Consider the following 20,169-nt stretch of genomic DNA (forward strand, 5'->3'; position numbering starts at 1 on the left):
GCAGCCGACCAAGCCGCAGTGAAAGTTGAGGCAGTTTTGCTGCGTGATAGCAATCTTGGTAATGCTGGCGATATTGTCAGCATTAAAGAATCAGAAGTTGCAGCATATACATTGCACGGGATTTTGGATGTTCACCCAGATGCAGTGAGTTATGCAAAGTCTCAACAGCAGCAGTAAGCAAATTAAAAAGCCTCACTTAGTGGGGCTTTTTTGTTTGTAGACAGATGTTAAATATTAATTAAAGGTAGTGATAAATGGGATTGAAACTAATTACAGCGCCAGCTGCTGAGCCGTTATCTCTGCCTGAAGTAAAACTGCATTGCAGAATTGACCATGACGCAGAAGATACGTTATTGGCTATATTGATTAAGACGGCGCGTGAAAAGGCTGAGCACATGACTGGCCGTGTATTAATCACGCAAACGCTAGAGCTTGCGTTGGATGACTTTCCGTGCACTGAGATTGAGATGCCTGTTTCTACAGTGCAAAGCATTGCAAGCATTAAGTATCTTGATCTAACTGGTGCTGAGGTGACGTTGCCTTCGCAAAATTACAGTTTGGATAATTACGGAATAAAAAACTTTATTTGTTTGCGCCCAGGCTTTTCATGGCCAAGTGTTTACTCTGATCAGAATGCTGTAAAAATTCAGTTTGTTGCTGGATATGGTGCTGCTGATAGTGTGCCATCTGGCATTAAGTCTTGGATGTTGTTAACGATTGAGACCTTGTATAAGAACAGGGGTGCTGTTGTTGAGGCGCAAAACTACGATATTCCATCGCGTTTTTATGATTCTTTGTTAGACCCGTTCCGCGTTTGGGGTTTTTGATATGGACGCAGGCAAACTTAACCGCCGTGTACTGATCCGCAAGCAGACGGATATTCCTGCAATGGGCGCTGCAATCACGCAAACGTTTGATGCAGGCATCCCAGCATGGGCCAATGTTGAGCCGGTTGGTAATGCCATTTTTTACGGTACCAAGCAAGTTGGCGAGAGTACAACGCACCGCATTATTGTGCGATACCAACCTGGTACCGTCACCGATATGGTCATTACTGGTGATCATGTGATTGACCAGGTAATTGGTGGCGTGACTGTACGTTACCGTGTGAAGCGTGCGAGCGATCTGCATGATGACCGCACTTATGTATTGATTGAAGTGGAGCTGTTGGGCAATGCTTGAAGTTAACGCAACCATTACAGGCTTTAGCCGTATTGACTTTGATAAAAAGAAAATACGCAAGGTGCTGCGTGCTGAAGGTGCGATCATCAGAAAAGAGTCACGTAAGCTAGTGGCTAGACGCGCAATTGCCTCAGCGCCTGGTGATTACCCTGCAAGGCAAACCGGCACGTTGAGACACTCAATAAAGTTAAAAGTTAGTAAACCTGGATTTTTGGTGGTAATTGCACCCTATAAAACATCCGAAATGTCTGCTTTTTATCCTGCATTTCTAAATAACGGTATTACTGGATTGCCAGCCCGTAAAGATAGGAAGGCGCAATTAAAAAACGGAAAGTGGCGTGTTGCACCGCGAAAAAACTACATGATTGAGGCCTTGAATCACAGAAGAGAAACATCACGTGCGGCGATTTTAAACGCCTTGCAAGATTCACTCATACCGAGAAAATAAATGATTATTGAGATTGTCGAAGCTTTAAAAACTCGGTGTGTGACACAGTTTACAGGCAGAGTAGCTGGCGCTGCAGAGTATCAGCAGCTAGACCCTGCTGCACATATGATGTTGCCAGCTGCTTATGTGATTCCGCTAGATGATTCAGCAGAGCCTAACACGTCAGACAATGGTTATACCCAGGTGATTCGAGATAACTTTGCGGTGATTGTAGTGTTAAGCAATGTTGCAGACGAAATTGGTAAGGCTTCCATCAGCCAAGTCATTCCCACACGAAATGCATTGTTTTCAGCGCTGTTAGCTTGGTCACCAGATGATGAGCATGGCCCCATTGAATATGAGGGCGGCAACCTCTTAAGCATTGACCGGGCTAGGATGTATTACCAGTTTGAGTTTTCGTGTGAGACACAGATTGGCGAGGCTGACACTTACCAGGGTGCGGCTAATGCACTGTTGCCAGATTTTACGCAGGTTGGTGTAAAGGTTGACCTTATCGACCCTAGCCTTACTGGTGAGCCTGATGGTGATTATGAGGCTGTAATTCAAATTGATGTACCCCAAACTTAAAGGATAAATTATGTTTATTGTACCTGTAGGCAAGAAGCAAATCCCAGACCCAATTCGCGGTGGTTTTTTACCGCCAGAAGGTGGTCGTGTTGATGAGCATGACATTTACTGGCAGCGCCGTATTGCAGATGGCGATGTTGAAGTAGTAAAAGAACCTAAGAAATAAAATCCCCATTTTAAGAAACCCGACTTTGTAACCCGCTTAGGCGGGTTTTTTTATGCCTGAGAGGAATACAAATGACTGTATCGTTTAACAACACGCCAAAAAATGTGCGTGTGCCATTATTTTATGCCGAGGTTGATAACTCTCAGGCTGGCTACTTTAGCCAAAACTTACGCACGTTGATTCTTGCGCCAAAACTAGCAGCTGGTAATGCGGTTGCTGGTGCATTGCAGTTAGTTTCTAAAACAGATGAAGCTAAAACCTTGGGTGGCCTAGGCTCTATTGCTGCAAAAATGCATGAGATTTATCGCCAGAATGATGCTAGCGCTGAAGTTTGGATGGTGATGGTCGATGATCCTGCAGGTGCAAAAGCATCAGGCACGCTGACCGTGAGCGGCAGCGCATCAGAAAGCGGGACATTAAACGTATATATCGGTGCGCAAAAAGTGCAGATTGCGGTGGTTGCAGGTGATGCTAACACTGCTATTGCAACGGCAATTAATGCAGCAATCAATGCTGATAGCACATTGCCAGTCACTTCTACGGTGGCTTCTGGCGTTGTGACTGTTACTGCGCGTCACTTTGGTTTGGTTGGCAATGATATTACCTTACAGCTTAACTACAGAGGCACTGCAGGCGGTGAAAAAACACCGGCAGGTGTAACGGTAGCCGTTGTCACTTTAACAGGAGGTACGGGCTCTCCTAGCTTATCTAGCGCATTGGCCGCGCTAGGTGATGAAGAGTTTGATTTCATTATTCATCCGTTTAGCGATACGACCTCGCTCGATGCGCTTAAAACACTAATGAATGATACTACTGGCCGCTGGGCATATAACCGCCAAATTTATGGCCATGTTTACACGGCTAAAAAAGACACTTACTCAAACTTAGTAGCTCTTGGTTTAGGGCGCAATGATCAGCATGCAACGATTGCTGGTTATGAAAATGGCGTGCCAAACCCTGCTTATGAGTATGCGGCTGCTTACGGTGCGCGTAATGCGGTGTTTGTTGCGGCAGACCCTGCTCGTCCAACACAAACTGGTGAGTTGATTGGCATCTTGCCTGCGCCTGCTACTAGCCGTTTTATTTATGCAGAGCGTAGCAGCTTGCTGAATAGTGGCATTGCAACTAGCTTTGTGGGTGGTGGTTCGGTGCGCATTGAACGTGCAATTACTACGTATCAGAAAAACACATTCAACATTAGTGACCCAAGCTACTTAGATAGTGAAACATTGCACACATTGGCTTACGTGTTGCGCCGTTTGCGTTATTCAATTACGCAAAAATATCCACGCCATAAACTGGCAAATGATGGTACGCGCTTTGGCGCTGGCCAAGCAATTGTGACGCCTGCGGTGATTCGTGGTGAGATTCTTGGTGAGTACGCAGCACTTGAGGAAGAGGGCATTGTTGAAAACGCTAAAGCCTTTGCTAAATACTTAGTGGTTGAGCGTGATATTAACGACCCAAATCGTATTAACGTGCTTTACCCACCTGACTTAGTGAACCAATTACGTGTGTTTGCAACGCTGGCTCAGTTCCGCTTGCAATATCCAGCTGCAGCATAACCTTAGTTTGACAAATACAACCCTGCTTTTGCAGGGTTTTTTACTTTTGAGAGGTAATAAAAATGGCATCAAAACCACTTGCAGGCACTGCATACGTGAAGGTTGACGGTGATCAGCTTGAGTTAAAGAGCGATAGCGGCATTAAAGCGCCGCCGTTTGATAAAAAGCGCGAAACCATCATGGGACAAAGCGGCCCAGCTGGCTACAAAGAAACAGCACAGATGCCTTATGTAAAGGGCACGTTCTTGGTGAATAAAGACTTCCCGCGTGAAAAGTTAAATGAATCAGATGATATGACTGTCACCGTAGAGTTTATTGATAAAACGGTTTACACGTTATCTGGCGCTTACGTCGTTGGTGAGTCAGAGCGTGATTCAGATACTGGCGAAATTGAGCTTGAGTTTAATGGTACGAAAGGCATTTGGTCATGAGATACCAACTAAGTAAGCCAGTAATGCATGGTGACACCGAGATTGCTGAGCTTGAGCTACGTGAGATGACTGGTAAAGACATCATTGATGTTGGCTTCCCTTACTTAATTGGCGTAGATGGCGGTGGTGAGCTGAAGATTCAGGCTTCTGTGATTGTGAAATATGTCAGCCGTCTTGCAGCAGTGCCGCCAAGCGTAGTTGAAAAGCTAAGCCCATCAGACATTACTGGATTAACCGGTGTGGTGATGGGTTTTTTCGGCCAGTCAGCGGGAGCCTAGAGCAGTTTGAAAATCTGTGTTACGAGCTGGCTTACTTTTGGCGGCTCAACCCAGATACCGTTTTAGATTACACGCTGGAAAAAATAACAAAGCTTTCTGCACAAGCAGAGCGCATTGCTGAGGCAATAAGAAATGGCTAATAAAACCGAATTACGCGCAGTATTAACCGCTGTTGACAAGATGAGCGGCCCACTAAAAAACATAGTGCGCGGCTCACAGCTTGCTCATAAATCATTGCGTGATATTGGCAATGCTGGTGGTGAGCTGATGCGTAAAATCGGCTTGCCTGCAATTGCCTCATTCACTGCAGTAACGTATGCAGCGCTGAATGCTGGCAAGGCGTCTTTAGAGTACGCTGGCAACATTCAAGATGCTGCAGACCGCACAGGTGCCGGTGTAGAAAATTACCAGGTATTAAGCAATATGCTTGGTTTGGTTGGTGCCTCAGCTGAAGACAGTGAGGCGTTGATCACTAAGTTTAATAAAGGAACATCAGAAGCTGCTGCAGGGGTAGATAAAAACTTTGCTGGGCTGATGAAAAAATTAAAAATCCCGCTTAAGAGTGCTAATGGCGACATTATTAGCCTAACTGATGCATTGCCAGATTTGGCTGCGGCTTTCGCTGCTAATAAAGACCCAGCACTTCAAACGCGCATGGTGATGGAGTTATTTGGCAAAAGCGGTACTAAGATGCTGCCTATTTTAAATAAAGGGCGTGAGGGCGTTAAGGCGTGGATTGCAGAGCAGTCACGCTTGGGTGCTGTGGTTAAAGAAGAGTCAGTCGGGGCATTGGATGATCTCGGTGACTCATTAGCGACCGTGCAAACGCAAGTTAAGGCAATGCAAACAAATGCGTTTGCTAAGTTGGTGCCAGCACTTAAGCCAATTGTTGACAGCATGAGCGAATGGCTTGCTGTTAACCAGGAGTGGTTACAGGCTGAAATCGTATCCACGATTACAGATATTTCTAATGCACTTAAAGAGGTGAATTGGAAAGAGGTTATTAAAGACCTTAAAGAGACTTTTGCCGTGATTGGCAGTGTAGTCAATGCGCTAGGTGGCCTTAAAGGGGTGGTCATAGGCATGGGGTTGGCATTCATTGCAGGGCCGATTGCTGCTGTATTAACCATTGCCGGTTCTGTATTACGGTTTGGCTCAGCTATTGTGATGATGCTGGGTGGCTGGTCTGCAGTTGGCGCGGTGATTATGCGTGTGGTTGGTATTGGCCGAGTTTTTGTGAGCGTGCTGATGCTTGTTGGTAAGTCTATATTCTTAATTGGCCGGGCTATTTTAATGAACCCTATCGGACTTGCAATTACTGCTTTAGTGGCTGGTGCATACCTGGTTTATAAAAACTGGGACAAGATTAAAGTTTGGTGGCAAAGCTTCTCAACCTGGATAGGCGGCATTGTGACGGATATCGCTAAAAAGCTAACCAACTTAATGCCTGATTGGGTTAAGAATATGTTTACAGGTAGTTCTATTTCAGTCATGGGTGCGCCATCTAATGTGAATAGTCCTGGCAATAAATCCAACATATTAGGCGCTAACAAACTTAATGGTGAGATGACAGTGCGCTTTGAAAACGCACCGCAAGGGCTACGGGCTGGTCAAGGTAAAACGAATCAAGCGGGGGTTGGTATGAATGCAGATGTTGGTTACAACCCATTAGCGGCATTTTCATTATGACCTGGCGCGATAATCTACAAAAAGCCTCTTTCAGAGGTGTGGCGTTTGAAGTTGATACTGAAGACGGTACTTTTGGCAGACGTGGCACGCTGCATGAGTTCCCTCAACGTGATAAGCCTTACCGAGAAGACATGGGGCGTAAAGCTCGTGGTTTTAGCTTGGTTGGGTTTGTCATTGGTGATGATTACATGGCCAAGCGCGATGCGCTGCTGGCTGCAGTAGAGAAAGAAGGTGCCGGGGAGTTAGTGCACCCTTGGTATGGCCGCATGATGGTGAGCGTGCAAGATGATGTGCGCGTAAGCCATAGCCATGCAGAGGGCGGAATGTGCCGATTTAACCTTAGCTTTATTGAATCTGGTGAGATTGCATTTCCATCATCCGGCATTGCCACTGGTACGCAGTCTATTGCGGCAGTAAATGTACTAGAGCAGGCAGCGATTGCCGATTTTGCATCGTCATTTAGTGTAGATAATCTGCCTGATTTTGCGGTGCAGGATGCAGTATCTACAGCTAGTGCTGCGCTTTCGTTGGCAGATTCTGCACTGGGTAATCTTAATGTGGTGTTGCGTGATCCAATTGGTGTGCTGCAGTCTGAGTTGGGTGATTTAGTACGTGACCCGATGGCATTAGCAACGCGCATGTTTGGCATTTTGAATAAAAGCAGCGCGTTGATTGATGTGGTGGGGAGTCTTAGCGGTTTAAATTTTATGCGTGTGTTTAGCGTGCTTAACTTATCGGCTAATTTTCCAAGCCGCACGAGCGCTGCAGCAACACCTACACGCACGGCAATGCTTGCCAACTATAACGCCACGCAGACTTTAATGCGCCGTGTGACACTCGTTCAAGCGGCTGGCATGGTGGCTAATATGAGTTTGCCAGTGTATGACGATGCTTTGTCGCTTAAATCTAAGCTATTAACGGCCCTGGATGATGAGGCGGCCGTTGCAAACGATGATGTTTACTTGGCGCTGAATAATGTGCGCAGTAAAGCATTTATTGACGTAAACGCTAAGATTAAAAACTCAGCGCGGATTAACACAGTGCAGCCCAAAGAAGTGACGCCAGCCTTGGTGCTGGCTTATGACTTATATGAAGACGTGGCGCGTGAGAGTGAGATTGTCTCGCGCAACAAGCTGCGTCATCCTGGCTTTACGCCTGCCATTGGTATTAAGGTGCTTAGTGTATGACAGACTTAGTTTCATTGCGTGTAAATGGCGCTGATTATGCTGGTTGGCTAGATGTTGAAATCACTGCCGGCATCGAGCGCCAGGCGCGTGATTTTAAGTTAAGCATTACGCGCTCATGGCCTAATGCGCCAGCTAATGTGCGGCGTGTAAAGCAGGGTGATCTGTGTGAGTTATACATTGGTGCGGATAAAGTGCTAACCGGATTTGTGGATGCAATGCCCATCGGTTACACCGGCACTAGCATTTCACTGTCAATCACAGGTAGAAGCAAAACGGCTGATTTAGTCGATTGCTCTGCTGACTTTGGCTCTGGCCAATGGCGCAATAGAAAGATTGAAAAAATCGCGGCTGATTTAGCCTCAAGTTACGGCATTAAGGTAATTACTGATATTGATACAGGTGCGCTGATTAGTGATCACCAAATTGATACAGGTGAAACTGCGTTTGAAAGCATAGGCCGCTTGTTGCTGCTAAGGCAGATGTTAAGTACAGATGACGCTGAAGGCAACTTACACTTAATTTCAGCAGGCTCTGGCGGGCTAGCAAACACCGCGCTTGTATTTGGTAAGAATGTATTAGCGGCCAGTATCGGCAATGATTACAAAGATGTGTTTAGTGACTACGTAGTGAAGGGCCAGCGAGCTGGTAATGATTACGATAGTGCTGAGTCGGTAGCATCGGTCTCTGCAGTAGCTAGTGATACAACATTAGCCAGGCATCGCAAAACAATCATCATGCTCAATGGCAACGCAACGCAGCAAGATTGCTCGCAGCGGGCAAGGTATGAGCGCTTGTATCGCGCGGCAAAGGCGATTGAAACTGTTTATACCGTGCAAGGTTGGCGGCAGGATGATGGTTCGTTATGGCGGCCAAATCAAATGGTTTCTGTGAGTGATCCAATCATTGGCTTTGAGCGCACGCTATTAATTACTGAAGTTTCTTACAGGATTAGCGAGTCTGACGGTACTACTTGCGATATTAAAGTGGCACCTAAAGAGGGGTTCATTCCATCGCCTGAAGTGGCAAAAAAAGAATCAGACAAAAAATCTGGCAAGGCTTCTACAGATTGGCCAGACGTAAAGGCGGCAACATGAGTGAACGATTATCTAGCAGAATGATTGCATCATTGCGCCGTAGTTTACAGAACATCGCTTTGCGTGGCGTGGTAACGCTAGTGAATAGCGCCACCAAGATGCAGTCTGTGCAAGTCTCGTTAAGAGAGGGTGAGCTTAAAGATAGCCTTGAGCATTTTGAGGCTTATGGCTTTACAAGCAACCCAAAGGCTGGTGCTGAGGCTGTTACGCTGTTTTTTAATGGTGATCGTAGTCATGGCATTGCCATTGTAATTGGTGATCGCCGTTACCGCCTTCAGGGTTTGGCATCTGGTGAAATGGCGATACATGATGACCAGAATCAAAAAGTACATATTAAACGTGACAAGATTTTAATTGAAACGCCGCTAGATATTGAAATGCGCGGCAATAACGTGCGCATACATGGCAACGCCAGCTTGATTCTTGAATGTAATGGCCACGGTGAAAAATGGCTACCTACACATAAAGAGAGCTGGACCATTGGCAGCACTGGCGCTAGTTACGCAATTAACCCGCCTCAAATCCCGTAGGAATTCCAGATGATACAAAACGATATGACCATCACTGTTGATGGCATTGAGAGCACTTCGCTCGCGCCTGGCGATTCACTTGCTAGGGCGGTGATTATCAGCTTATTTACTTGGCGGCGTGCAAATGCAGATGATATTGCAGAAGGCCAGAAAATGGGCTGGTTTGGTGATGTTGCCGAGCCCCTGGTGGCGAACGACAAGATTGGCTCACGGCTTTGGCTGCTGAGCCGTGAGAAACTGGTGCAAAGCACATTTAACCGTGCGCGTGAATATGCGCGTGAAGCGCTGCAATGGTTGATTGATGACCAGATCGCCGTGCGCGTAGACGTGAGCGCAGAACGCTATGGTATGGATGGCATGGCGCTGGTATGCACCATCACCCGTGAAGATGGCAGCAATATCAGCCTGAGATTTAACGATGTTTGGGAGAAAGTACGTGCCATTTAGCAGACCGACTTTAAATGAAATAATCACCAGAACACGCGCTGACGCACAATCGCGCTTGAGCGCTGAGCAGATGCGCCGCTCAGATTCTGAGGTCTATGCACGCCTAATTGCAGCAGCTTCACATGAGCTGCATGGGCATCTTGCATTTATTGCTTCACAGGTGCTTTACGATACTGCAGAGGCTGAGTTTTTGGACAGGTGGGCATCCATCTGGCTGACTACGCCACGTAAACAAGCTGTTGTTGCAATTGGTGACATAGTTTTTACTGGAGTAGACGGCACAGTAATTCCGGCTGATACCCCGGTAATTCGTGCTGACGGTGTTGAATTCACTACAATAAATGAAGTCACTATCACATCAGGCGCGGCAACGGCCACGATAGAAGCCAGCGCAGCGGGGCAAAATGGAAACACTGTCGCTGGCACAATTTTAAGTATGTCATCTCCAATATCTGGCATTGATAGTAATGCTGTTGTGAGTGTAGGTGCTATCACTCAAGGGGCTGATGTCGAAGATGATACTAGTTTGCGAGAGCGTTTAGTTGCTCGTATTCAACAGCCTCCACAGGGGGGTGCAGCACATGATTATGTTACCTGGGCGCTTGAGGTGCCTGGTGTAACACGCGCATGGGTTTATCCGAAAGAGCTTGGCGATGGAACTGTTACCGTGCGCTTTGTGCGTGATGATGATGCCAGTTTGATTCCTGATGCTGCAGAGGTTTTGGCTGTGCAGGAGTATATCGATGCATTGCGCCCAGTTACTGCTGATTTAGCCGTAGTTGCGCCGGTGCCAGTACCGCTTGATTTTACTTTGGCGGTCACACCAAACACATTGTCAGTGAAAGCTGCAGTTGAAGCTGAGTTAAAAGACTTGCTCACGCGTGAAGCTTCGCCTAGTGCAACTATTCTATTGAGTCACATTCGTGAAGCAATCTCAATTGCTGCAGGAGAAAGTAACTACACCATGATGGTGCCAAGTGCAGATATTACGCATAGCACTGGGCAAATTGCGGTGATGGGAGTGATTACATGGCTTTAACTGCTGAAAGTTATTTACAGCAACTGCAGGCTTTATTGCCGCAAGGTCCAGCATGGCCAAGAGAAGAGGGTGCGTTAAACACTAAGTTGCTGGATGCGTGGTCTGCAGAACTAGCTAGAGTAGATGCTCGTATCGAGGCGCTAATTAATGAAGCTGACCCTCGCGTAACGTCTGAGTTACTTGCAGACTGGGAGGCGCTTGCTGGTCTGCCTGATCCATGTGTGACTGTAGATCAAACAGTAGATCAGCGGCGATTGGCGCTGGTTAGTAAGCTCACTAACCTGGGTGGCCAAAGCCGCCAATACTTCATCAACTTGGCTACAAGCATGGGTTATGCAGATGCCACGATAGATGAATACAAGCCAATGAACTGCAATGACAATTGCAATGATGCCCTTTATTCAGATAACGACCGCTTTTATTGGACGATGAACTTGCCATCAGATGGCGGTATTTTTATTGCCAATTGCCAAAGCCCCTGCGATTCCCCGCTGCAGTCATGGGGCGACGAAGCGATTGAGTGCCGTATTAATAAATATAAACCTGCCCATACAACCGTAATTTTTGCTTACCCTTAGGAGATGATGAAAAATGAAAAGAATTGATACATCAACCCGTGCTGTAGATTTGTTCGGCGCGGGTAAAGATGGTTATAAGGATGGCAATAAAGCACTAGGCATTGTGCCAACAGATATGAATGCTTCATCTTTAAACTCAATCCAAGAAGAGATTGCTTCCGTGATTGAAGGCACCGGCGTTGCACTCAACCCTGCTGATAATGCGCAGTTAAGCACGGCAATTAAAGCCTTGATTGCTAATTACGGCAACGACTACATTGCCAAATTCACCACCACCGCCAATATCAACCTTAACGGGTTGGCTGCACAAGCTGGTGGTGATTGGTCAGGCGCACTTACGGCTGGTGACGTCATCCTAGTGAAAGACCAAACCACAGGTGCGCAGAATGGTTGGTATGTTGCCGCAGCTGGTGCTTGGTCACGTGTTACCTGGGCAGACGTCTCTGCTGAAATTAAGCCTGCAGTATTAACAATGGTGAGCGGTGGAGCAACGTTAGCAGACAGCATTTGGATATTAACCACGGATGCGCCAATTACATTAGGTACAACTTCACTAGTGTTTGCGCGTAAGGATGGTGGTGCAGTAACAGCGGCTAGTGACCCAACCTTCGTTAATAACAGCTCATCACCGGCTAGTACAAGCTGGGTACGCGGTGCGATGGCAGCCATTGCTACAGCAGCAGGTTTTGCTGTTTCATTAACCGCTAATGGATATATTAAATTTCCTAGTTGGCTGGGTGGGTGGATTGTTCAATGGGCTACTGGTACTAACGATGCGGCAAATAATACAGAGGTCTCTCAAACAATTACATGGCCTTTAGCGTTCCCAACTGCAGCCTTGTTTTCAAGCGTAAGCACTCAAACAGCCACTCTATCAGGTTCTTGTGATTTATTTTATCAGTCAGCACCACCAACACTTACCAACATTCAAGTGCAACGTAATCAAACAGGGAGCGCGTCATCAAACTCAGTTTTAACTGCACCCAAAGCATGGGCAGTAGGATATTAGGAGGAATCATGTTTTATTCAGCAACAACTAAAGGCGTTTATTCAGAAAAACATCATGGGGAAAACATTCCAGCCGATGCTTTGCCTATTCCAGATTTGCTCTATCAGTCATATTTGAATGCTGAAATTTCACGCTTTGATGTGATTGATGGGGTTGTGGTTGCTTATAAAAGAGCAGAGCCAACGCCTGAAGAATTTACCGCACAAGAATTTGAGTCAGTACGCGCTAAATTGCAATCAGAGATTGATGCCAAAGCCAAGGCACTAGGCTTCAGCGGCGGCAACGCACTGATGCTTTACGCTGGTTTCTCAAATGGCTTCCAAACGCTAGCTCAGGCGTTTGCACAATGGGAGGCGGATGTTTGGATTCAGGCCGGGGCCTATAAAGATGAGGTGTTGGCTGGCACCAAGCCGATGCTAACACCTGATGAGGCAGTCGCCATGATGCCAGAGTTGGTACTGCCGGCATGATATTAATCTACCTAAAAAACAACGCCATTGCCTTTGATCAGCAAGTCAATGCGTTGTTGGGTGGTTCGCCAGATGAAACGCTATCCAGCCGCGCTTACCGGGTAAGTAGGAATGGCAGCTGGTGGCGCTGGCAGATTTGCATGGTGGTGATTAATAGCTTGGCTTTTAACCGTAACCACTGTTACGAGTCTTATTTAAGTGAACTTAACCGCAGGCAGCGCCGCGCGAATTTTGGGTGAATTGAGATGAAACTAATCATTATTTTAACTGGCCTCATCAGCTTTTTAATTAAGTTGGTGCTAGACCTTCCGTTGATGTTGCTAGGCTTGCTAGTGATCGCAATCGCTTTGCCATTCAGAAAAAACAATCACCTACCTGCATGGGCTGAGTGGTGCTGGGGTAATCGTGATCACGGCAATGATGGTGAATCATTCTGGGCTAAGCGTACCATCGGCTGGCCATACTTCATACGATGCTGGTGGTGGTTGGCAGTGCGTAACCCTACGTTTAATTGGTCAAAGTATGTGCTTGGCCTCAAGGTGACGCAGTTGGCCGTGAGCATTGGTAATACCACTGTTGATGAAGATGAAGGCGCAACCGGCTGGCACTACTCCATTGGCGATGCGTTTGAGTTCAGGTTCATCGGCTGGCCATATACCGTTTTTGGTAAACACTTTTGCGTAAAACTAAGATTTGGCTGGAAGATTGAAGGCAAGGATATTGGAGAGATGGCACAGTTTTGCTTTGTGCCTAATCCGGTGTGTGCTTTTACACCAAAAACATAATAAAAATTCAATTTGTACTAGTTGATAAATGCCGCCTTGAGCGGTTTTTTTTACGTCCAAAAATAATAAAAAGGGGTGGTAAATGCCAGATCCAATAACACATGCTGCTAGTCCGTTAGCTATTGCAACATTATCTACGGCGGCTAGTTTTCTATTTGATCTGCCTCTTGGGGTAGTGATTACTGCAGTCGGTGGCGCTTACTGGGCCGTATATAGAAATAAGTCACTGAAGGTGGGGCGGTCAATTCTATTGATTATTGGCGCTACGCTTATTGCCGTGACCTTAGTGCATGGTGTTACATGGATGTTCGATACTTTACTCAACATGAAAGACATCCCTCAGCGTCCGGTAGCTTTCTTGCTAGGTTTCGCTGTGATAGATAAGCCTTTTAGGGATTCATTAATCGCCTGGGCTAAATCTAAATTTGACTTCCTGCAGGTGCAAAAATGAGTGCAATTTTAAGTATTTTAATTGGAATATATATCGTGGTGGACGCAGCATATCTGGCTGCAATTGCAGACAGTGAAACTAGGCATTGCATGATTGGGAAACACGCTGGCGCAGTTATGAGCGGGTTGTACATGATTGTTGGTTTTCACAATGACTTTACCATTTTGTTTGGAGTGACCATCGCACTATTCATGTGGCCAGATACTTACTTTAGGTTGCTAGATTACCTGCAGGCAAAAAATCACCGAGTGTACCTCTTTGTTATTGGGCTTTTTAAACATAGATCACGTAGAAAGAGCGGGTCGTAATGAAAAGAACTATTAATGCAATTGTGATCCATTGTGCTGCCACCCCCAATGGTAAGGCTTTTGAGGCGCTAGATATTGACCGGATGCACAAGCTGAGAGGATTTAAACGTGATAGCCAGGCTGTGCGGAACTTCAACCCAGAACTAAAGAGTATTGGGTACCACTTTGTTGTTGGTGTAGACGGCAAGACTCAAACGGGCAGGGGCCTTGAAGAGATTGGTGCGCATGTGCAGGGCAGTAATGCCAAATCAATTGGAATATGCATGATTGGAACGGACCAATATAGCCAGGCGCAATGGTTGGGATTGCGCGAATGCTTAGTTAATCTGTCAAGCAAGATATTAGGCCGCACTATTTTAACGCCTGCATCGATGCTGCAGTCATTAAATGATGCTGGTATCAGCATTAAAGGCCACCGAGATTATTCGCCTGACTTAAATGGCAATGGCGTGATTGAGCGGAATGAGTGGATTAAAACCTGCCCAGGTTTTGATGTTGCTGCATGGATTAAAGGCGGCATGGTTCCTTTGAAATAAGTTGGAGATAAATAATGATAGGTTTTCTTTCTGGATTAAGTCTGCAGACAAAAGCATTAATTGCTATTGGTTTGTTTCTAAGTGGACTTGCCTCTGGCTGGGTAGTGCATGGATGGAAAACAGACTCCAGTGCAGCCAAAAGTATCAACAATCAAATTAAAACGGCCACAGCGCTTCAAAATGAATCTAAGCCAATTATTAACAAGAAAATAAATGATCTACAAAAGGCCGAGATTGTTTATAGAACGATTAAGGAGAAAATCTATGAAAAGAATGATACTGACATCTGCTTTGATGCTGAGTCTCTCAGCTTGTGGAACAGTGCCATCGCAGGTGCCGATAGTAATCGACCAGAGCCTGCTAGAGAGGCCGCAGAAAATGAAGCCATTGTCGCCAGTGTTGAAGAAGTCCTTGTCAACGCCTCAGACAACTTTGAAACCTGCAACAAAAACATTATCAAGCACAACGCTTTAATTGATAAAGTTGAATCCCTTGATGGTAAAATGTGCGCCTGCAGCAGATGATCATTTTGTTGGCTTCACCAATATGATCATCTGTTTTGCGGAGCGGCCCTAAAATTGCGGAGCGGAATATTTTATAAAATAGCCTGAATCCATTGTTAAATAAGGCTCGTAAGCAACAACGCCCCCGTAGCTCAGTGGATAGAGCATCCCCCTCCTAAGGGGAGGGTCACACGTTCGATTCGTGTCGGGGGCACCACATTCAATATTGTTTGCAGTTGTTTAAGTACAGTTAAAACATGTTAACTAGCTGTGTTTGATTATTTGTGTTTAGAAATTGGCGTATTTGGAAATTAAGTAGAGTTGGAAGTTAAGTATGCTTATGAATAAGCATACTTGGGAGTAACTGCATAACCTTAGCGAGTGACCACTAGAAAACCTATAAAAATGACATCAACAGTATTTCAAAGATTATCTCTAGCACTATTTTCATTACTAACTGTTTTTATTGTGGTGACTTTTAAGCAATACGGTATTAGTAATGATGAGCAGGTGCAGCACGTTTATGGGCAGCTGCTACTTAATTTTTACAGTAGCGGGTTTGTGGATCACGCAGCGTTTACTTACAAGAACCTCTATTTGTATGGTGGTTTATTTGACCTAATTGCCGCCATGTTAGAGAAGCTTTTACCGCTTTGGGTGTGGGATATACGTCATTTACTTTCAGCATTGTTTGGTTTAGCAGGCATTGTGGCAGTGCATAAAATTACCAACGAGCTAGCAGGTGCACGGGCAGCTTTTATTGCAGCGTTTTTACTTACCATTACTGGTGCATGGACCGGTGCAATGTTTACGCACACTAAAGACGTGTCTTTTGCTGCTTGTATGGTTTGGGCTTTATATTACACATTGCTTATTGCTAAACAGTTGCCTCGCATCCCATTGGTCTTGAGTTTAAAGCTTGGCGTGGCAGTCGGCCTAGCGTTAGGTTTGAGAATTGGCGGTGCCTTTGCCGTTATTTATTTGCTATTAATGGTACTGGTCGCCGGGTGCTTAACTGCCGAAGGTTGCAAACTGAAAATAACGTTTTATTGGCAAAGTTTTATTGGTCTATTGCCGGCAGGTGCCATGGCTTTAGGTTTAATGGCTATTTTCTGGCCGTGGTCGGTGATGGGCTCTGATCATATTCTAATTGCTGTTAAGTCTTTTTCACACTTTTCTTTCGATATGAATACTATTGTGAATGGTCAGTTTGTTAGCATCGGGGAGGTGCCACGTACTTACTTATTTCAGTATTTGGGTATCCGCTTGCCTGAGATTTTTCTGCTTGGCTTAATAAGCTTAGTTATCGTGCTGGGGCTGAGATTAAAGCAAGCATCGTTTTTGAAGCTAAATTTGTTGCCAGAGATTACGGTGAGTATCGCTTTACTTACCCCTTTAGTCTTTGTGTTGTTGGATCGTCCTGCGCTTTACAATGGCGTACGGCATTTTACTTTTGTGATTCCTACATTAGCGATTGTTGCCGGGGTTGGTTTATCCAAAATGTTTGATGTTTTGGTAGGCTATAAAAAATGGCGCTTAGGCTTTGTTGCAGTATGTACGCTACTGAGTGTGAACACGATATGTACGCTTTACGCGCTGCATCCATATCAATATCTTTACTACAACCATTTTGCAGGCGCTGATTTTAAACATGCCCAACATAATTGGGAGGGGGATTATTGGTCTAGCAGTTTGATTGACGCGACTAAAATGTTAGAACAGTATGTAGATGCAGAGGCTGTGAGTTTGCCAAAGAAAAGTGACGCTGTATATTCAGTCGCGGTTTGCGCAGAAGCTTTTCAAGGGCAGGCGTATTTAGACAAGCGGTTTAGTATCACTGAAAATTGGGTGACTGCTGATTTCTTTATTTCTAGTACTAATATGAATTGCGATAAAGTGTTGCAAGGTGAGGTTATTGGTGTGGTAGAACGTTTAGGCGCACCACTTGCGGTCGTGAAAGATCGTAGAAGATTAATAGGCGATGCACGGATACCACGTGCCGCACCACGGGATTAGGGTCATGAATAAAAACATTTTTCCACGAGTAGGCACTGAAGCGCATATTAGCGTGATTGTTCCGGCCTTTAATGAAGAGGCCGCAATTGTTAGCACTATCCATACCATTGTGGATCGTCTAAAGCAGCTCAGTGAAAACTGGGAAATCATTGTGATTGATGATGGAAGCCGTGACCAAACAGCTAATATAGTACGTAATTTACCTGAAAGTTTACGAACAACCCTAGTACGTTTTTCGCGTAATTTTGGTAAAGAGTATGCCATCACAGCCGGTTTGGAATATGCGACGGGCAATGTGGTGATATGCATGGATGCCGATGGACAGCACTCATCTGAGTTGTTAGCGCAAATGTTAGAAAAATGGCGTGAAGGATATGACATGGTCTATGCATACAGGCAAGACCGTGATGTAGAGTCGCGATTTAAGCGTTGGGGCTCACGTATTTTTTACCGAGCAATTAGTCTAGGTGGTCAGATTCATATTCCACGCGATGCTGGTGATTTCCGCTTAATGGATAGGCAAGTGGTCAATGCTCTGCTTTCTTTGCCTGAGCGTAATCGCTTTATGAAGGGTATTTATGCATGGGTTGGCTACCATTCTATTGGTATTCCATTTATACCATTGCCTCGCTCACATGGTGAAAGTGCATTCTCGAAGTTAAAACTGATTCAGCTGGCTTGGACTGGGGTCACCAGTTTCTCTGTGATGCCATTGCGATTGGCAAGTGCAGTAGGGGCTTTACTTGCTTTGCTGTCTTTCACCTATGGGATGTACGTAGTGGTTGATCATATGTTTTTTGATGAGTCAGTGCCAGGTTGGCCCACTATTATTGCCAGCATGATGTTTTTTGCCGGAGTGCAATTGTTGTTTATTGGTATATTAGGCGAGTACCTATCACGTATTTATGACGAGGTTAAAGGGCGGCCACCTTATATTGTGGCAGAAGTGCTTAAGCCTAAAGTGATCACGCAGCACCAATGACACAAACCCATCGACATTCCATTTCCTGGTTTGCAGTAATTGGTGCACTGGCTGCTGGTGTGCATTATGTTGTTGCCGTCGGCTTAGAGCTTAGCCACTTACTTACAGCTATTCATGCAAACACAATAGGTTTTTTGTTTGCATTCCCTGTGAGCTATTTTGGGCATCGTAAATTAAGTTTTTCTGGGCAGACATCTACACACTTGCATGCATTTCCGCGTTTTTTTGCCGTTGCAGTATCCGGTTTCTTAGCGAATCAATTTTTAGTGATTAATGCCATTTACTTTACGAACATTCCATTTTGGTTGGTGCTGGGGGTGGTGATGGTGATTGTTGCTGTTTCAACTTATTTTTTGAGCCGTTACTGGGCATTTAAAGGCAAATAGTCATGAAGCTTATTATCTGTGCTGACGATTTTGCACAAAGCCCAAGTATTGACGCTGCTATTGTGCGCCTTATCGAAAATAACAGACTGACCGCAGCGTCCTGTATGGTCAATAGCCCACACTGGGCATCATCTGCCAAATTGCTCACTTCAGATATTAGAGACAAAGCGCATATTGGCTTGCATCTTGATTTTACGTTATTTGGATATCGCTACCCACACGGTATATTGACCTTGCTGAGCCTGTTACGCTGCCTGCCAAAAGCTTCAATTCAAAACAGTATTGAACATCAGTTGAATCAGTTTGAAGTGGCGTTAGGCACGCAGCCTGATTATGTTGATGGGCATCAGCATGTGCATCAGCTTCCACAAATTCGTCAGGTTTTGTTGGCGGTGTTAAAACAGCGTTATCACCATCAATTACCTTGGATAAGAATTGCGAAGCCCAATGATGAAAGCGGCATTAAAGGCCGCATCATTAAAATGCTTGGTGCCAGTGCGCTGGAGCGGGAAGCTAAACAGCTGGGGTTTAAGTGCAGTAATGTGCTATTAGGCGTTTATAATTTTAGCGGAGATGTGCAAGATTATAAAAAGCGCTTAATTGATTGGGCAACACAAGCTAAGCATAGTGTTGGTACATCGGTGTTGATGTGTCATCCAGCCGTGGCGGCAGCAGAAGGGTACATCAATGATCCTATTTACCCTGCCAGAGTGAATGAGTTTAGCGTACTGAACAGTGATGCTTTCGCCACAATATTTAATGACGTTAAGATTGTGCGAGAGCCATAGTTTGTACGAGTGCTGCTATTGCCTAGTAACTACTCTTAGTAGCTACTGATTGGTGCAGCACTCACATTAACTAGTGGTTTATGGTTTGTTGGTATTGAATGCTATAGGTTTAAGCCGGTTTGGGTAATTTTTTGTTTGATTGTGCGCTTTTTTGCATGACGCAGGTTTCCTTGCCATAAGTGCCAACATTAGAATCTACTTCATAGTAATGATTGGTGTAAGCATACTTACCAGCCGGGTTTTTGCTGATATTCGCAATGCCGGTACTGAATTCTGCAGAGCTGACCTCAGACATACTTAAATTAAAGGCAATCTTGTTTGCGTTAGCGACTGCTTTGCCTTTGTATGTGAAAGAGTTTTCTGTTTCGAGTGCAAAATCATAAATGCCGATGCTGCCTCTGCTCGCTGCGCGATTTAATGTGAGTTTTGCTAGCACTTGATAGTCACCAACTTTACTGTTGTTGCCTTTGCATGAATAAGTGCCACTGTAGTTTACGCCAACAAAATTAGGTTTTGCTTCCGCTATCTGAATGGTGCTGATGGTGATTAATAAAGAGGTAAGAATCGCACGTTTCATGATGGATATTTTAGGATATTTTAAAAGCGTCTATTGTAGCGTGAGGCTGGTATGTGATGAAACTTACTTTTTATATTTTTTATGCCTTAATGTTTTGTTTTGTTTATGTGCTTGCATTATGATGGGCGCCTAAATCAATTTTTAATCGATTATTTGA

At 45.2% G+C, this 20,169-nt stretch carries 28 protein-coding genes and 1 tRNA gene; 28 read left to right on the top strand and 1 reads right to left on the bottom strand.

Annotated elements, in window-relative coordinates:
* Nucleotides 1–254: 254 nt before the first annotated feature.
* The 28 genes from C3Y98_RS04605 to C3Y98_RS04740 all read left to right on the top strand — a co-directional run bounded on the left by C3Y98_RS04605 (nucleotide 255) and on the right by C3Y98_RS04740 (nucleotide 19,435).
* Complete coding sequence (locus tag C3Y98_RS04605) at nucleotides 255–827, top strand: head-tail connector protein (protein ID WP_245234321.1); 573 nt, start codon at nucleotides 255–257, stop codon at nucleotides 825–827.
* A 1-nt stretch (nucleotide 828) separates the two neighbouring features.
* On the top strand, nucleotides 829–1,182 hold the full coding sequence (locus tag C3Y98_RS04610; protein WP_135276945.1) for a head-tail adaptor protein: 354 nt from the start codon (nucleotides 829–831) through the stop codon (nucleotides 1,180–1,182).
* Complete coding sequence (locus C3Y98_RS04615; protein WP_135276946.1) at nucleotides 1,175–1,630, top strand: hypothetical protein; 456 nt, start codon at nucleotides 1,175–1,177, stop codon at nucleotides 1,628–1,630. The genes C3Y98_RS04610 and C3Y98_RS04615 overlap by 8 nt, the downstream gene beginning before the upstream one ends.
* Nucleotides 1,631–2,197 carry a phage tail terminator protein gene (locus C3Y98_RS04620; RefSeq protein WP_135276947.1) on the top strand — a complete coding sequence of 189 codons (567 nt, stop codon included), beginning with the start codon at nucleotides 1,631–1,633 and terminating at the stop codon, nucleotides 2,195–2,197. It abuts the gene before it with no gap.
* Nucleotides 2,198–2,207: 10 nt separating this feature from the next.
* Nucleotides 2,208–2,363, top strand: a complete 156-nt coding sequence (locus tag C3Y98_RS04625; protein ID WP_135276948.1) for a DUF2635 domain-containing protein — start codon at nucleotides 2,208–2,210, stop codon at nucleotides 2,361–2,363.
* Nucleotides 2,364–2,434: 71 nt separating this feature from the next.
* Nucleotides 2,435–3,928, top strand: coding sequence for a phage tail sheath subtilisin-like domain-containing protein (locus C3Y98_RS04630; protein WP_135276949.1), 1,494 nt, complete (start codon nucleotides 2,435–2,437; stop codon nucleotides 3,926–3,928).
* A gap of 62 nt (nucleotides 3,929–3,990) precedes the next feature.
* Nucleotides 3,991–4,359, top strand: coding sequence for a phage tail tube protein (locus tag C3Y98_RS04635; RefSeq protein WP_135276950.1), 369 nt, complete (start codon nucleotides 3,991–3,993; stop codon nucleotides 4,357–4,359).
* Complete coding sequence (locus C3Y98_RS04640) at nucleotides 4,356–4,637, top strand: phage tail assembly protein (protein WP_135276951.1); 282 nt, start codon at nucleotides 4,356–4,358, stop codon at nucleotides 4,635–4,637. Before C3Y98_RS04635 ends, C3Y98_RS04640 begins: the two co-directional genes overlap by 4 nt.
* 132 nt (nucleotides 4,638–4,769) lie before the next feature.
* Nucleotides 4,770–6,326, top strand: a complete 1,557-nt coding sequence (locus tag C3Y98_RS04645; protein ID WP_135276952.1) for a phage tail tape measure protein — start codon at nucleotides 4,770–4,772, stop codon at nucleotides 6,324–6,326.
* Entirely contained in the window at nucleotides 6,323–7,513 is a 1,191-nt protein-coding gene (locus C3Y98_RS04650; protein ID WP_135276953.1) for a DNA circularization protein, read from the top strand. Before C3Y98_RS04645 ends, C3Y98_RS04650 begins: the two co-directional genes overlap by 4 nt.
* Nucleotides 7,510–8,607, top strand: coding sequence for a phage baseplate assembly protein (locus C3Y98_RS04655; protein ID WP_135276954.1), 1,098 nt, complete (start codon nucleotides 7,510–7,512; stop codon nucleotides 8,605–8,607). Before C3Y98_RS04650 ends, C3Y98_RS04655 begins: the two co-directional genes overlap by 4 nt.
* A complete protein-coding gene (locus C3Y98_RS04660; RefSeq protein ID WP_209308744.1) occupies nucleotides 8,604–9,137 on the top strand; it encodes a phage baseplate assembly protein V in 534 nt (177 codons plus the stop codon). The genes C3Y98_RS04655 and C3Y98_RS04660 overlap by 4 nt, the downstream gene beginning before the upstream one ends.
* A 9-nt stretch (nucleotides 9,138–9,146) precedes the next feature.
* Complete coding sequence (locus C3Y98_RS04665; protein WP_209308745.1) at nucleotides 9,147–9,584, top strand: phage GP46 family protein; 438 nt, start codon at nucleotides 9,147–9,149, stop codon at nucleotides 9,582–9,584.
* The gene (locus tag C3Y98_RS04670) at nucleotides 9,574–10,623 is read left to right on the top strand and encodes a baseplate J/gp47 family protein (protein WP_135276955.1); all 1,050 of its coding nucleotides are present in this window, start codon (nucleotides 9,574–9,576) and stop codon (nucleotides 10,621–10,623) included. Before C3Y98_RS04665 ends, C3Y98_RS04670 begins: the two co-directional genes overlap by 11 nt.
* Nucleotides 10,614–11,201 carry a YmfQ family protein gene (locus C3Y98_RS04675; protein ID WP_135276956.1) on the top strand — a complete coding sequence of 196 codons (588 nt, stop codon included), beginning with the start codon at nucleotides 10,614–10,616 and terminating at the stop codon, nucleotides 11,199–11,201. The genes C3Y98_RS04670 and C3Y98_RS04675 overlap by 10 nt, the downstream gene beginning before the upstream one ends.
* A gap of 13 nt (nucleotides 11,202–11,214) precedes the next feature.
* Nucleotides 11,215–12,210 carry a gp53-like domain-containing protein gene (locus tag C3Y98_RS04680; protein WP_135276957.1) on the top strand — a complete coding sequence of 332 codons (996 nt, stop codon included), beginning with the start codon at nucleotides 11,215–11,217 and terminating at the stop codon, nucleotides 12,208–12,210.
* Between the two features lie 8 nt (nucleotides 12,211–12,218).
* Nucleotides 12,219–12,680 (top strand): hypothetical protein, encoded by a 462-nt coding sequence (locus C3Y98_RS04685; protein ID WP_135276958.1) that lies wholly within the window; start codon nucleotides 12,219–12,221, stop codon nucleotides 12,678–12,680.
* Nucleotides 12,677–12,919, top strand: coding sequence for a DNA helicase UvrD (locus tag C3Y98_RS04690; protein WP_135276959.1), 243 nt, complete (start codon nucleotides 12,677–12,679; stop codon nucleotides 12,917–12,919). The genes C3Y98_RS04685 and C3Y98_RS04690 overlap by 4 nt, the downstream gene beginning before the upstream one ends.
* A 6-nt stretch (nucleotides 12,920–12,925) precedes the next feature.
* A complete protein-coding gene (locus tag C3Y98_RS04695) occupies nucleotides 12,926–13,465 on the top strand; it encodes a DUF7338 family protein (protein ID WP_135276960.1) in 540 nt (179 codons plus the stop codon).
* Between the two features lie 82 nt (nucleotides 13,466–13,547).
* A complete protein-coding gene (locus C3Y98_RS04700; RefSeq protein ID WP_135276961.1) occupies nucleotides 13,548–13,916 on the top strand; it encodes a hypothetical protein in 369 nt (122 codons plus the stop codon).
* Complete coding sequence (locus C3Y98_RS04705) at nucleotides 13,913–14,224, top strand: hypothetical protein (RefSeq protein ID WP_135276962.1); 312 nt, start codon at nucleotides 13,913–13,915, stop codon at nucleotides 14,222–14,224. The genes C3Y98_RS04700 and C3Y98_RS04705 overlap by 4 nt, the downstream gene beginning before the upstream one ends.
* Nucleotides 14,224–14,760: an N-acetylmuramoyl-L-alanine amidase gene (locus C3Y98_RS04710; protein ID WP_135276963.1), complete on the top strand. Its 537-nt coding sequence runs from the start codon at nucleotides 14,224–14,226 to the stop codon at nucleotides 14,758–14,760. The genes C3Y98_RS04705 and C3Y98_RS04710 overlap by 1 nt, the downstream gene beginning before the upstream one ends.
* A gap of 14 nt (nucleotides 14,761–14,774) precedes the next feature.
* On the top strand, nucleotides 14,775–15,284 hold the full coding sequence (locus tag C3Y98_RS04715; RefSeq protein WP_135276964.1) for a hypothetical protein: 510 nt from the start codon (nucleotides 14,775–14,777) through the stop codon (nucleotides 15,282–15,284).
* 120 nt (nucleotides 15,285–15,404) lie between these two features.
* Nucleotides 15,405–15,480: transfer RNA gene (locus tag C3Y98_RS04720), tRNA-Arg, on the top strand.
* A gap of 188 nt (nucleotides 15,481–15,668) precedes the next feature.
* Complete coding sequence (locus tag C3Y98_RS04725) at nucleotides 15,669–17,279, top strand: hypothetical protein (protein WP_135276965.1); 1,611 nt, start codon at nucleotides 15,669–15,671, stop codon at nucleotides 17,277–17,279.
* A gap of 4 nt (nucleotides 17,280–17,283) precedes the next feature.
* On the top strand, nucleotides 17,284–18,261 hold the full coding sequence (locus C3Y98_RS04730; protein WP_135276966.1) for a glycosyltransferase family 2 protein: 978 nt from the start codon (nucleotides 17,284–17,286) through the stop codon (nucleotides 18,259–18,261).
* The gene (locus C3Y98_RS04735; protein ID WP_135276967.1) at nucleotides 18,258–18,647 is read left to right on the top strand and encodes a GtrA family protein; all 390 of its coding nucleotides are present in this window, start codon (nucleotides 18,258–18,260) and stop codon (nucleotides 18,645–18,647) included. Before C3Y98_RS04730 ends, C3Y98_RS04735 begins: the two co-directional genes overlap by 4 nt.
* A 2-nt stretch (nucleotides 18,648–18,649) precedes the next feature.
* Nucleotides 18,650–19,435 carry a ChbG/HpnK family deacetylase gene (locus tag C3Y98_RS04740; RefSeq protein WP_135276968.1) on the top strand — a complete coding sequence of 262 codons (786 nt, stop codon included), beginning with the start codon at nucleotides 18,650–18,652 and terminating at the stop codon, nucleotides 19,433–19,435.
* Nucleotides 19,436–19,544: 109 nt separating this feature from the next.
* Here C3Y98_RS04740 and C3Y98_RS04745 read toward each other — a convergent pair whose 3' ends face one another.
* Nucleotides 19,545–20,012, bottom strand: coding sequence for a hypothetical protein (locus C3Y98_RS04745; RefSeq protein ID WP_135276969.1), 468 nt, complete (start codon nucleotides 20,010–20,012; stop codon nucleotides 19,545–19,547).
* Nucleotides 20,013–20,169: the final 157 nt, after the last annotated feature.

It is taken from the genome of Methylotenera oryzisoli (assembly GCF_004661485.1).
GTDB lineage: Bacteria > Pseudomonadota > Gammaproteobacteria > Burkholderiales > Methylophilaceae > Methylotenera > Methylotenera oryzisoli.